The following is a 13,323-nucleotide window of genomic DNA, read 5'->3' as shown; positions in this document are numbered from 1 at the left end:
GCTGTGTATCCCTGCCATCGGGGGATACACAGCGATACAAAACCCTGGAAAATTCGCGTTTTTGCGTCCCCGTGTATCCGTTGTGACGGCAGATACACTGCAATACAAAGGCAGGCAGGCGGCCCACCGCAGGCTCGATACACTGCACGGCAGTCCCTTTTGATAGAGGTTTGCACCGATGGATCATGTCGATCACATTCTCATCGTCGACGACGACCGCGAGATCCGTGAACTGGTGGGCAACTACCTGAAGAAAAACGGCCTGCGCACCACGGTGGTCGCCGATGGCCGGCAGATGCGCAGCTTTCTCGAAGCCAACACTGTCGACCTGATCGTGCTCGACATCATGATGCCCGGCGACGATGGCCTGCAGCTGTGCCGCGAATTGCGGGTGGGCAAACACAAGGCCACGCCGGTCCTGATGCTGACCGCGCGCAACGATGAAACCGACCGCATCATCGGCCTTGAAATGGGCGCCGATGATTACCTGACCAAACCGTTCGCCGCCCGCGAATTGCTCGCGCGGATCAACGCTGTGCTGCGCCGCACGCGGATGCTGCCGCCGAATCTGGTGGTGACCGAGGCCGGGCGCTTGCTGGCTTTCGGCCGGTGGCAACTGGACACCTCGGCCCGTCACCTGCTGGACAAGGACGGCACCATGGTCGCCCTCAGCGGTGCCGAATATCGCTTGCTGCGGGTGTTTCTCGATCACCCGCAGCGGGTGCTCAGCCGCGACCAACTGCTCAATCTGACCCAGGGCCGCGACGCCGATCTGTTTGACCGCTCGATCGACTTGCTGGTCAGCCGTTTGCGTCAGCGCCTGCTGGATGATGCGCGCGAGCCGGCCTACATCAAGACCGTGCGCAGCGAAGGTTACGTGTTCTCACTGCCGGTCGAGATTCTCGGGGCCCCGGCATGAGCGTCAATCTGCACTGGCCGCGCACCCTCGCCTCGCGCCTGTCGCTGATTTTCCTGATCGGCCTGTTGCTCGCTCAGGCGCTGTCGTTCGGTGCGCAGTATTACGAGCGTTACCAAAGCGCCAAGAACACCATGCTCGGCAATCTGGAAACCGACGTCTCGACCTCGATTGCGATCCTTGATCGCTTGCCTGCCGAAGAGCGCCCTGCCTGGCTCGAGCGTCTGGCGCGAAAAAATTATGGCTACCTGTTGAGCGAAGGCGAACCGGGCACACCGATCGAGGCCAGTGATGTGCCGGTGGCGGTCACCTCGATCACCGAAGCCATTGGTGAACGCTATCCGCTGACCTTCACCGATATTCCCGGACCGAAAAAACACTTTCAAGGCCATCTGTTCCTGAGCGACGGCAGCCCGGTGACCATCGACGTGCGCCCCGCCATGGTCCCGTTGTCACCCTGGTTGCCGGTAGTACTGCTCGGCCAATTGGCGCTGATGCTCGTCTGCACCTGGCTGGCGGTGCGCATTGCGGTTCGCCCCCTGACCCGGCTGGCTAACGCGGTGGAAACACTCGACCCCAACGCCCACCCGATCAACCTCGACGAAAGCGGCCCGAACGAAGTGGTCTACGCGGCGCGGGCGTTCAACGCGATGCAGGCGCGCATTGCCGCTTATCTCAAGGAGCGCATGCAACTGCTGGCGGCGATTTCCCATGACCTGCAAACGCCGATCACGCGGATGAAACTGCGCGCCGAACTCATGGACGATTGCGCCGAGAAAGACAAACTGTGGAATGACCTCAACGAGATGGAACACCTGGTTCGCGAAGGCGTGGCGTATGCGCGCAGCATCCATGGTTCGACCGAAGAAAGCCGCCGCACCAATATGGATTCCTTCCTCGAAAGCCTGGTGTTCGACTATCAGGACATGGGCAAGCAGGTGCAACTGGTCGGCAAGAGTGCGGCGGTCATCGACACCCGTCCTCATGCGTTGCGCCGGGTGCTGGTGAACCTGACCGACAACGCACTGAAATTTGCCGGCGCCGCCGAAGTCTGGGTTGAAGCCAACAAAGGCAACCTGGCGATCACCGTCATGGACCGCGGCCCGGGCATCGCCGACGCCGAACTGGCGCAGGTGCTGCAACCGTTCTACCGCGTGGAAAACTCGCGCAATCGCGATACCGGCGGCACCGGGCTGGGACTGGCGATCGCCCAGCAACTGGCCATGGCGCTCGGTGGTTCGCTGACGTTGAGCAATCGCCAGGGTGGCGGGTTGTGCGCGGAACTGAAGCTGCCGCTGCATCCATAAACGCTTTAACGGCGCCTGTTTAAACGCTACCGACCAGTACCGGTCGGTGGCCTGCACACCGCCGCGCCAATGCCTACAACTTCATCAGAATCCACTGACTGTGCGCCTTGGCTGATGCGCTTATGGTTGTGTTGCCCGTTTCGCACTGTTCACCATTGGTCGCCACTGTCAGATCTGACAGTAGCAAGTCAGCGCCGGGCTACGGTTCCATGACAATTGGCCCAACCTGTCGAGGCGCAACATGACTCTGCTCGAATCCGTTACCCACGTGTGTACGCGCCTGGCGCCCGGCGGCTGGCATTCGCTGATGCTCGCCCACGGCCTGGACTTGCTGGCTGAACCGCTGGCGGCGGAACTGCACAAGCCCCTGAAAATCGACCGGTCAATACCCGGATTTACCGATTTCGCAACGACCGGCAGCCGGGCGATCGAGGCTGGCGCACCGGCGCACAGCCTGCTGTATCACGCGCTGGCCTCGCCAAACGTGCTCAGCGATGAAAACGGCCAGACATTACAGCTGTTTCCCACTGCCGCCGAGATCGAGACCGTGCTCGACTATGTCTACAGCGTCAGTCCGCCCACGCTCGACAGCCTGCGCGACAAAGCCCGGGGCGCGCCGTTAGCGGTGGTCGCGTTTGCCAGTGAATATCGCTGCGCCGCCGACACCGTGCATGGCCGGCATGCCGACCTGTGCTTCTCGCGTACCGGTATCGCCCGCGTCGGCACCGCCCCCCCGTGCTATGACGCAACGCTGCGCAGTTTCCTGCCCTTCGTCGACGATGACCCGCACGGCATCCGGGTGATGCCAGTGCGCTACAGCGCCTACATTGCCGTGCAACTCAAGGGCGATGCCGAGCGCTTCGGGCCGATGGATTTTCAGGTGGACCTCGACCCCGGACTGGATTTCTGGGTGCCCGTGCACAAGCTGTTCAATGGTTCGCAGTGCCTGGAGGGTCTGAACCTGACGGTGACGCTGGGCAACCACCAGATCAACGAAAAACTGCGGCATGTCCATTTGCGCCACAGCGGTACCGGTTGGCAGGAACCGCAGATCAGCCAGCCACCCTTCGTCGTCACGGAAAATCTTGCGCATTGGGCCTCGACTGTAGATCTCGGCCCCGGTCTGCTGGTGCCTGAAGCCAGAGCCCGGCTGGTGGCGCCCGTCGAATATCAGGGGCAGCCCTTGTCCTTTGTGCTGCCGGCCAATACCGGCGGCATGGTGCACGGACGTCACCGGGTCGAAGCGGATGGCAGCATCGAAGACCTGAACGAGCATGAAGGTGTCGAGGCGTTGGTACGTCAGGGCGGTTATCGCGCCTTGCATTATCAGGACGGCACTGCCGATGGCTGGGTGTTGCCACGCTGCCCGATGCTGGAAAACCATTTGCCGGCCGTCGCCGCCTATTCGCTGATCGGCCCTCCGGACTTCTATCCGTTATGCAGTCAACGCAAGCTGTTGCACTGGGTCAGCGACGAACCAGCGTTACCAAGTTCCGGTCTCTGGCACGCCCGACTTGAAGCGCTCTCCAACGTACGCTACTGCGCCAACCTCGATCTGCAGGATCAACTGTTCACCCCGACTGACCGAGGGGTGAGCGCCATCGTTGCCCTCGCCGATCAAACCGACACGGTGCAATCCACTGCCCCGCTACCACCGTCATCGCGGCCGACCTCGCTGCCCGACGGCGCCGCCGGGGTGTTCGGGCCTGGCTGGGAGGTCGGCTGGGTTCGCCAGCGTACGGCAGACGACGAGTGGATCAACGTCCTCGCTGGCTATCAGATGGCCAGCCCGTTTCCCGAGGATGCGAAGATCTGCGCAGCGCTAGGTTCTTTCTGGCCCGGCGTGGCACCGGATTCGGCACGGGTCTTTGAGCCGCGCTCGACGCTGCACAGCATCATTCCCTTGACCGATGAGGAAATCGGCATGGGCGGCGTGGCCTGGGATAATCAGCGCGGCCCACAACTGATCACTCAAGACGATCGGCTGATCGTCCAGTACCACGCGTACGCCCATGCCGATTACACACAGGTGGCCCTCGATGGCCAGTTCTCCCTGAGCACGACCGGCCACACTGCGCAAACCGTCTATCAGCAGCGCGTGCGTTCGATGTATCGCGTGTACCGTGCGCTCGGCGCCGCCAGCGATAAATCCCTGCGCAATGCCTGGCCACTGTTGTCGTTCGTTGACGTGCAGCGGCCGAACGCGGAACTGGACAGCGCGCAGGCGCAAGCCGGGCAGCTCCTCGACGGCTGGGTGCAGCGCTTTTTGCTGTATAAGCGCGGTGCCGTGCAGATCCCTGCAAGTGATTTCAGGTTGCGCCACGTCGAAGTCGAAGAGCTGGTGATCTTGCTGATCAGCGCCGATGCAATCCTGATCAAACGCGACACCCTGCCATGGCGGGTCGCCCATGAAACATTTTGATGTTGTGGTCGTCGGTGCCGGCCCTGCGGGCTGCGCAACGGCAATCAGTTGCGCCCGTCACGGGTTGCGCGTGGCCTTGATCGAACGGCAGGCGTTCCCGCGGTTTCGCCCCGGCGAAAGCCTGCATCCGGGCATTGAACCGCTGCTCCGACAACTGGGGGTCGCCGAGCAGCTGTGTGGCCGCGGGGCCCGGCGCTTTGACGGCCACTGGGTGCACTGGAACGGTGCGCCGCGCTTCAATGTCTTTGGCGCCGATGATCGCGGCGCCTGGCAGGGTTTTCATCTGGAGCGGGCGCAACTGGACGCGACGTTACTGGCGCAAGCGGCCACGTTAGGGGTGGAGATCAGTCAGCCCTGCCGGGCACGGCGAGTGCTGACTCAGGCCAATCGGGTGATCGGCGTGGAGACCGACAGCGCACGCCTTTACGCGACCTGCCTGATCGATGCCAGTGGCGCTTGCGACTGGTTCGCTCGCCAACTCGGTCTGCCGGTTCGCCATTGTTCACCGCCGCTGGTGGCGCGTTACGGCTACTTGCAAGGTCACAGCGCAACCTATGCAACAACCGCGCACTTGCTCGCCGATCCTGACGGATGGACCTGGATCGCCCAGGTCGAGCCGCAGTTGCTGCACTGGACGCACCTGACGTTCGAGAACAACAGGCGCTCGACGAGGCTTCCCGAGGCCCTGCAAGCATTGCCAGCCGTAGGGCGGATACGCGGCGCCGATGTAACCTGGCGCATCACCCCGGCCGTCACCGGTGCTGGTTATTTTCTGGTGGGCGATGCTGCCAACCGGCTCGACCCGGCGTCCTCCCACGGCGTGCTCAAAGCGTTGATGAGCGGTATGCAAGCCGCGCAAGCCGTAGCGGATGGTCTGCGCCAACCGGCCTTGCAAACAGCGGCGCAGGCGCAATATCGCCAATGGCTGAACGCAGGATTCGCACGCGATGTGGCGCACCTGCGCGACTTCTATCGTCTGCATCCCTGCCCGCCGTCGTGGCTGCCTGCCGCATGACTTACAGGACGCTGGCGAGCACGCCCTCCTGGTGAAACTGCCGCAACAACGCCGATCCGCTGTCCATGAACGTTTCGGTGTCGGGCACCCCTGCTTCTACTGCCAGATCTTGCAATTGCTGGCGGCCATTAAGGTCAGGAAACGCTTCAATGCGCTGTAACAGGCGCCAGGCCAGCGGGCTCAGCTCGGAAAACTGCACATTCCAGTCTGCCGTGCGCCGCACCAGCAACAGGGTCGGATGCGCCGGCGGTGTGGCGGGCTGATGGTTCGGATCAAGTGCATGCACCGGCCACACATACGCCAATGGCCAGGCCAGTGCCGAGATCTGCAGCGGACGCTCCAGCAACAGCGCCGGATCGCTTGGCGGCAGCGCCTGAGCATCGGACTGCTGCAAGATCATCTCGACCCATTCGTAATGCGCCAGCTCCAGCAGAAACGCCGGCCACTCGCCCTCGCGCAACACCTGCGGTGGCGACGCGAGATAGTCGAGAAACGTTTCGGCAATCTCGCCAAACTTTGGGGTCTGCGCCCGCCACTCGCGCAAAAAGCCTCGTACCAGCAGGCTCCAGCGTTGTTCGCCGATGATCCGGATCAACACCGGAAACGTGCCGCTCAACAATTGCGAAACGTTGTTGAACACCAGATCGCGATAAACGTTGACCCGCGCCACGTTCATGTCGGCCGGTGCCGATTGATGTTCGGGATCGCGCAAATACCGGGTCAGCGCCTGTTGTTGCAGTATCAGGTTATCCACGAGGGCGACCTCCGGCTTGCAAATGGCGAATGGTCTGCAACTCGGCGACCAGTTCGGAAAATGCCGGGAAATTGAAATCCCGTTCAAGCAGCGTTGGCTGCGCGCCAAACCGCCTATAAGCCTCCGCCAGCAGAGACCACACAACCGGTTTGACTGAGGCACCATGGGTGTCGATTTTCAGCGTGTCGGACTCATCGAAATGCCCCGCCACATGCATCCCGACCACCCGGTCCGGCTCGATACCGGCGAGGAAGGTTTGCGGATCGAAGCCGTGGTTGATCGCGTTGACATAGACATTGTTGACGTCCAGCAGCAGGTCGCAATCGGCCTCGCGCAACACGGCATTGGTGAAGCTCAGCTCGTCCATGTCCTGGCGCGGGGCGGCATAGTAGGAGACGTTTTCCACGGCCAGGCGCCGGCCGAGAATGTCCTGAGCCTGACGGATCCGCGCGGCAACGTGCTGCACCGCTTCTTCGGTGAACGGCAACGGCAGCAAGTCATACAGATGCCCGTCATCGCTGCAGTAACTCAGGTGCTCGCTGTACAGCGGCACGTTGTAATGGTCGAGAAACACCCGAACCTCCTGCAAGAATCCGACATCCAGCGGCGCCGACCCGCCCAGCGACAGCGACAAGCCGTGACAGGACAACGGATAGCGCTCGGCCAGTTCACGTAACGCCGCACCGTGCGCGCCGCCGACTCCGATCCAGTTTTCCGGGGCGACTTCGAGAAAGTCGAAGGCGCCGCTACGGTCAGCCTGCAGGTCTTTCAGCAGACCACGGCGCAGGCCGAGGCCAACACTGGGTGGCATTGATGAGGGCGGCGTATGCATGGGATGTACCTCAGCAGTGGGTTTGCCACATTTGAGCCGCCGGATGTATTGCGGTTGTGTGCAGATGACCGGGCATTTGCAGCCCTGTGTGTCCCACCATCACGGCGATACACAGTGATACAGATTCTCTGCCGATCAATATTGTGGGAGCGAGCCTGCTCGCGAAAGCGTCAGCACTGCCATTACCAGAATCGCCTGAAATGCCGCCTTCGCGAGCAGGCTCGCTCCCACAGGTTTTCGTTGCTCACAAATACAGCGCCGCTCCCGGACCGGGGCTAGACTCCTTTATTACCCAGTCGAGGGGGCCGCAGGACGTCAGCCGTGCCCTGCCCAACTCCGTGACCACCGCCCGGTGGCGCACGCCTCGACCTTCGACGCCGCCGGACCGTGATCCTGTTTCAGGAGCACACATGATGGATGAGGCGAAGCTCAACCAATTCATGGGCAAACTGGTCAACGACATGGGCGGCGCGGCGATGCTGGCCAATGTCATCGTCGGCGAAGAGCTCGGGCTGTACCGGGCAATGGCCGACAGTCAGCCGATCAGTGCCGATGCCCTCGCTGCCAAAACCACCTGCAACCCGCGTCTGGTGCGCGAATGGCTCAGCGCTCATGCGGCGTCCGGCTACATGGAGCACCACGACGGTCAGTTCCGTTTACCCGAAGAACAGGCACTGGCCCTGGCCGTTGAAGATTCCCCGGTGTATGTCGCTGGTGGCCTCGGGGTGGTGGCATCGTTTTTCCACGACAAGGACAAACTGGTCAAAGCCATGCGCGGCAACGGTGCCCTGCCCTGGGGCGATCACCACCCGTGCATGTTCACCGGAACCGAGCGGTTCTTCCGGCCCGGCTACAAGGGCCACCTGATCGCTGAATGGCTGCCGGCGCTGGACGGCGTGGTAGCCAAGCTTGAGCAAGGCGCGAAAGTCGCCGATATCGGCTGCGGTCATGGCGCCTCGACCGTGATCATGGCCCAGGCGTTTCCCAACTCGCGTTTCGTCGGCTATGACTATCACGCGCCCTCGATCACCGTCGCCACCCAGCGCGCCGAGGAAGGTGGCGTCAGCAGCCGGGCGAAGTTCTTTCAGGGTTCGGCGAAAAGCTACCCCGGCGACGACTACGACCTGATCTGCTATTTCGACTGCCTGCACGATATGGGCGATCCGGTCGGTGCCGCCCGTCACGCCTATGAATCGCTGAAAGACGATGGCACGGTGTTGCTGGTCGAGCCGTTCGCCAACGACACGCTGGACGACAACATCAACCCGGTCGGGCGGCTGTTCTATGCGGCCTCGACGTTTATCTGCACACCCAACTCGCTATCGCAGGAAGTCGGCCTGGGCCTGGGCGCGCAAGCAGGGGAAATGCGTTTGCGCAAGGTGTTTACCGAGGCCGGTTTCAAGCAGTTCCGCCGGGCCACGCAAACGCCGTTCAACCTGATTCTGGAGGCGCGCAAGTAACCCGCGCGGGTCGCGTGCTAACCTGCTGGCACTGCCCATTTCGGAGCGCTGACCATGCTCGACAGCCCGACCCGCGAACACCTCGATACCTTGCAAGAGGTGATGGCCGATGGCGACTTCCTCGTCCTGACCGGAGCCGGCATCAGCACGCCGTCGGGCATTCCGGATTACCGCGACAGCGACGGTGTGCGCCGTGGCCGGCAGCCGATGATGTACCAGGAGTTCCTCGCCGCCCCCGAGTCGCGCCGCCGCTACTGGGCGCGGGCCATGCTGGGTTGGCCGAGGGTGCGTCAGGCGCAGCCAAATGCAGCGCACCAAGCGTTGGCCGGATTGCAGCGCCATGGGCTGATCCACGCTTTGATCACCCAGAACGTCGATACCCTGCACGATCAAGCCGGCAGTCACGATGTGATCGAACTGCACGGCAGCCTGCATCGCGTCCTCTGCCTGGACTGCGGCCAGCGCAGTGAGCGCGATTCGATTCAACAATTAATGGAAATGCACAACCCGTATCTGGCCGGGGTCGATGCCGTGCAGGCGCCGGATGGCGACACCCTGCTCGACCCGGCCTTCGAAGCGCGCTTTCAGGTGCCGCGCTGCCCGCATTGCGCTGGCGAGCGGATGAAACCGGACGTGGTGTTTTTCGGCGAGAACGTCGCGCAACCCACGGCGGCAAGGGCGATGGCGGCGGCAGAGAATGCAGCGGGGATGTTGGTGGTGGGTTCGTCGTTGATGGCATATTCCGCGTTTCGCCTGTGCCGGGTGATTGCCGATCGTGGCAAGCCGTTGATTGCGATCAATCTGGGCAAGACCCGCGCGGATGACTTGCTGGATTTGAAGATTGAAGCGTCGTGTGAACAGCTTTTGCCGTTGTTGGTTGAAGTGCTGGATCGGTGAGTTGCTGCACTTTGCGCTCGGCTCAGGACCCAAGCCCCTCACCCTAGCCCTCTCCCAAGGGAGAGGGAACTGACCGAGTTGTCAGGACTTAATATTGCGACCTGAAAATTTCGAGCCGAACCCATTTTTTGAAATGCCCCCCGATCAGCTCCCTTCCCCCCTCGCCCTAGCCCCTCTGCTAGGGGAGAGGGAACTGACCGAGTTGTCAGGACTTAATACTGCGACCTGAAAATTTCGGGCCGAACCCATTTTTTGAAATGCCCCCGATCAGCTCCCTTTCCCCTCGCCCTAGCCCTAGCCCTAGCCTTCTGCCAAGGGAGAGGGAACTGACCGAGTTGTCAGGACTTAATACTGCGACCTGAAAATTTCGAGCCGAACCCATTTTTTGAAATGCCCCCGATCAGCTCCCTTCCCCCTCGCCCCCTCTGGGGGAGAGGGTTGGGGTGAGGGGGTAGATCTCACAGTCGCCCGAGATCTTCAGCCTTGAGAATATCGAACAACGCCTGCGCCGCCGCCGACAGTTCATTGCCCGGCTCAGTCAGCACGCCGATGGCCCGCTGCACCGAGTCATCCAGGGTCAGGCAGTGGGCGCCGAGCTCCTGCATCTGCTCGGCGCACAACGCCGGCACGGCACTGACGCCCAGACCGCTGGCGACCATCCGCCCGACCGTGGCCAGTTGATGGCTTTCAAATTCCACCGGCAACTTCATGCCTCGCGCCTGCAGGTGCTCTTCGAGCATCACTCGCACCGTCGAAGGCCGCTGCAAGGTGATGAACGGCTCCTGCAATAACGTCTGCCAATCGATCTCGTCGCGCTGCGCCAGCGGCGAATCCTTCGATACCACCGCGACGAAGCGATCCACGTACAACGGCGTAAACGTCATCGAAGTGTTTTGCATCGGCTCAAACGCCACGCCCAGTTCCACCTGACGGTCCCGGACCATTTCCAGCACTTGCTCGTTGATCACGTCATTGACCGTGACGTTGACGTTCGGATAGCGCGCGCGAAACGTCTTGAGGATCGGCGGCAGCAGATTGCCGGCAAACGACGGCATCGCCGCCAGCGTCACCCGCCCGCGCTGCAAGCTGAAGCGTTGGCGCATTTCGTCTTCGGCGTTATCCCAGTCGGCGATCAGCCGCCGCGCCAGCGGCAGCAAGGATTCACCTTCCGCAGTCAGCGCGACATTGCGTGTGTTACGGCTGAACAGGCGCCCGCCCAGGCCCTCTTCCAGGGCTTTGATGGTCAGGCTCAACGCCGATTGCGACAGGTGCAGACGCTCGCAGGCCACGGCGAAGCTCAGGCTCTGTGCCACGGCGAGGAAGGCGCGGATCTGTTTGATGGTCATACTCGCTTCGCTCCAGTTGTAAGCTACAAGCGTTAAGCGGCGAGCCATGATGATCGTTCCCACGCTCCTGCGTGGGAACGCAGCCCGTGACGCTCCGCGTCACTGGACGCGGAGCGTCCCTAGAGGCATTACCACGCGGAGCGTGGGAACGATCAAAGCAGCACGCCATAACGCTATTATTGAGTTTTATCTATCAATCAACCTTAAAAATCAACTTAACAAATATATCCTCCAGCGAGACACTCCAACCATTCGGCTAGCCAGCCGCCCGCAAATAATAAAAGAGGTGCATATGGCAGGTTTCGACAAGCGCGTGAGTTCCTACGAGGAAGCCCTGGCCGGGCTTGAGGACGGCATGACCGTTATCGCCGGCGGCTTCGGTCTGTGCGGCATTCCGGAAAACCTGATCGCCGAGATCAAACGCAAAGGCACCCGCGACCTCACCGTCGTTTCCAACAACTGCGGCGTCGACGGTTTCGGCCTCGGTGTGCTGCTCACCGATCGTCAGATCAGCAAAGTCATCGCCTCCTACGTCGGCGAAAACAAGCTGTTCGAAGAACAACTGCTCAAAGGCGACATCGAAGTCATCCTGACCCCGCAAGGCACCCTCGCCGAGAAGATGCGCGCAGGCGGCGCCGGCATTCCGGCCTTCTTCACCGCCACCGGCGTCGGCACCCCGGTCGCCGAAGGCAAGGAAGTACGCGAATTCAAAGGTCGTAAGTACCTGATGGAAGAATCCATCACCGGCGACTTCGCCATTGTCAAAGGCTGGAAAGCCGACCACTTCGGCAACGTCATCTACCGTCACACCGCGCAGAACTTCAACCCGCTGGCGGCTACCGCCGGCAAGATCACCGTGGTTGAAGTCGAAGAAATCGTCGAACCCGGCGAACTCGACCCCTCGCAGATCCACACCCCGGGCATCTACGTCGATCGGGTCATTTGCGGCACGTTCGAAAAACGCATCGAACAGCGCACCATCCGCAAATAATTCAGGCTGACGGAGAATAAAACCATGGCACTTACCCGCGAACAAATGGCTCAGCGCGTCGCCCGCGAAATGCAGGACGGCTTTTATGTGAACCTCGGCATCGGCATTCCGACCCTGGTCGCCAACTACATTCCCGAAGGCATGGAAGTCATGCTGCAATCGGAAAACGGCCTGCTCGGCATGGGTCCGTTCCCGACCGAAGACACTATCGATGCCGACATGATCAACGCCGGCAAACAGACCGTGACAGCGCGCATCGGCGCGTCGATCTTCAACTCCGCCGAATCGTTCGCGATGATCCGTGGCGGTCATGTCGACCTGACCGTGCTCGGCGCGTTCGAAGTGGACGTCGAAGGCAACATCGCCTCGTGGATGATCCCCGGCAAACTGGTCAAGGGCATGGGCGGTGCGATGGATCTGGTGGCCGGCGCCGACAATATCATCGTGATCATGACCCACGCCTCCAAGGATGGTGAGTCGAAACTGCTATCCAAGTGCAGCCTGCCGCTGACCGGCGCCGGGTGCATCAAGCGCGTGCTGACCGACCTCGCCTACCTGGAAATCGAAAATGGCGCTTTTGTCCTCAAGGAACGCGCACCTGGCGTCAGCGTCGAGGAAATCGTCGCCAAAACCGCTGGTAAACTGATCGTCCCGGATCACGTACCGGAAATGCAGTTCGCTGCCCAGTGAGGAATTCGAAAATGCAAGACGTCGTAATTGTTGCCGCCACGCGCACCGCGATCGGCAGTTTCCAGGGCTCCCTGGCCAGCGTGTCCGCCGTTGATCTGGGCGCGGCGGTGATCCGCCAGTTGCTCGAACAAACCGGTCTGGACGGTGCGCAGGTCGATGAAGTGATCATGGGCCAGGTGCTGACCGCCGGCGCCGGCCAGAACCCGGCGCGTCAGGCCGCGATCAAGGCCGGCCTGCCCCACGCCGTGCCAGCAATGACCCTGAACAAGGTTTGCGGTTCGGGCCTCAAAGCCCTGCATCTGGGAGCGCAAGCGATCCGTTGCGGCGACGCTGATGTGATCATCGCCGGCGGCCAGGAAAACATGAGCCTGTCCAACTACGTCATGCCGGGCGCACGCACCGGTCTGCGTATGGGCCACGCGCAAATCGTCGACACCATGATCAGCGATGGCCTGTGGGATGCGTTCAACGACTACCACATGGGCATCACTGCCGAGAACCTCGTCGACAAATACGAGATCAGCCGCGAACAGCAGGATGCCTTCGCCGCAGCCTCGCAGCAGAAAGCCGCCGCCGCGATTGAGGCCGGTCGTTTTGTCGATGAGATCACGCCGATCCTGATCCCGCAGCGCAAAGGCGAACCGGTTGCCTTCAAGGTCGACGAACAGCCACGCGGCGACACCACTGCCGAAT

General features: G+C 61.8%; 12 protein-coding genes. 9 read left to right on the top strand and 3 right to left on the bottom strand.

Going from position 1 to position 13,323, the window contains the following annotated elements:
- Positions 1–178: 178 nt before the first annotated feature.
- The 4 genes from AC0ZWN_RS25995 to AC0ZWN_RS25980 all read left to right on the top strand — a co-directional run bounded on the left by AC0ZWN_RS25995 (position 179) and on the right by AC0ZWN_RS25980 (position 5,660).
- Positions 179–919 (top strand): response regulator, encoded by a 741-nt coding sequence (locus AC0ZWN_RS25995; RefSeq protein ID WP_007919579.1) that lies wholly within the window; start codon positions 179–181, stop codon positions 917–919.
- Positions 916–2,223, top strand: coding sequence for a sensor histidine kinase (locus tag AC0ZWN_RS25990; RefSeq protein ID WP_476337194.1), 1,308 nt, complete (start codon positions 916–918; stop codon positions 2,221–2,223). The genes AC0ZWN_RS25995 and AC0ZWN_RS25990 overlap by 4 nt, the downstream gene beginning before the upstream one ends.
- Before the next feature lie 241 nt (positions 2,224–2,464).
- Positions 2,465–4,645 carry a hypothetical protein gene (locus tag AC0ZWN_RS25985; RefSeq protein WP_476337193.1) on the top strand — a complete coding sequence of 727 codons (2,181 nt, stop codon included), beginning with the start codon at positions 2,465–2,467 and terminating at the stop codon, positions 4,643–4,645.
- On the top strand, positions 4,632–5,660 hold the full coding sequence (locus AC0ZWN_RS25980) for an NAD(P)/FAD-dependent oxidoreductase (protein WP_476337191.1): 1,029 nt from the start codon (positions 4,632–4,634) through the stop codon (positions 5,658–5,660). Before AC0ZWN_RS25985 ends, AC0ZWN_RS25980 begins: the two co-directional genes overlap by 14 nt.
- Position 5,661: 1 nt before the next feature.
- Here the strand turns inward: AC0ZWN_RS25980 and AC0ZWN_RS25975 are convergent, their stop codons facing one another.
- Entirely contained in the window at positions 5,662–6,414 is a 753-nt protein-coding gene (locus AC0ZWN_RS25975) for an HvfC family RiPP maturation protein (RefSeq protein ID WP_476337190.1), read from the bottom strand.
- Positions 6,407–7,246, bottom strand: a complete 840-nt coding sequence (locus AC0ZWN_RS25970) for an HvfB family MNIO-type RiPP peptide maturase (protein WP_476337188.1) — start codon at positions 7,244–7,246, stop codon at positions 6,407–6,409. Before AC0ZWN_RS25970 ends, AC0ZWN_RS25975 begins: the two co-directional genes overlap by 8 nt.
- Before the next feature lie 413 nt (positions 7,247–7,659).
- Here AC0ZWN_RS25970 and AC0ZWN_RS25965 point away from each other — a divergent pair, with 413 nt between their 5' ends.
- Positions 7,660–8,706 carry a class I SAM-dependent methyltransferase gene (locus tag AC0ZWN_RS25965; RefSeq protein WP_476337186.1) on the top strand — a complete coding sequence of 349 codons (1,047 nt, stop codon included), beginning with the start codon at positions 7,660–7,662 and terminating at the stop codon, positions 8,704–8,706.
- A 54-nt stretch (positions 8,707–8,760) separates the two neighbouring features.
- Positions 8,761–9,603: an NAD-dependent protein deacetylase gene (locus tag AC0ZWN_RS25960; RefSeq protein WP_476337184.1), complete on the top strand. Its 843-nt coding sequence runs from the start codon at positions 8,761–8,763 to the stop codon at positions 9,601–9,603.
- Between the two features lie 458 nt (positions 9,604–10,061).
- Here AC0ZWN_RS25960 and AC0ZWN_RS25955 read toward each other — a convergent pair whose 3' ends face one another.
- Positions 10,062–10,949, bottom strand: a complete 888-nt coding sequence (locus AC0ZWN_RS25955; protein ID WP_099758637.1) for a LysR family transcriptional regulator — start codon at positions 10,947–10,949, stop codon at positions 10,062–10,064.
- Positions 10,950–11,241: 292 nt separating this feature from the next.
- On the opposite strand from AC0ZWN_RS25955, the gene AC0ZWN_RS25950 reads away from it, so the two are divergent.
- From AC0ZWN_RS25950 to AC0ZWN_RS25940, 3 genes are all read left to right on the top strand, one after another.
- Positions 11,242–11,940 (top strand): CoA transferase subunit A, encoded by a 699-nt coding sequence (locus AC0ZWN_RS25950; RefSeq protein WP_016983257.1) that lies wholly within the window; start codon positions 11,242–11,244, stop codon positions 11,938–11,940.
- A gap of 24 nt (positions 11,941–11,964) precedes the next feature.
- A complete protein-coding gene (locus AC0ZWN_RS25945) occupies positions 11,965–12,630 on the top strand; it encodes a CoA transferase subunit B (protein ID WP_093439005.1) in 666 nt (221 codons plus the stop codon).
- A gap of 11 nt (positions 12,631–12,641) precedes the next feature.
- On the top strand, positions 12,642–13,323 hold a 682-nt coding region (locus AC0ZWN_RS25940), incomplete at its 3' end, for an acetyl-CoA C-acyltransferase (RefSeq protein ID WP_476337181.1).

Source organism: Pseudomonas sp. 3B-A001-10F, from assembly GCF_056313565.1.
This window is presented reverse-complemented; position numbering and strand designations above follow the sequence as displayed.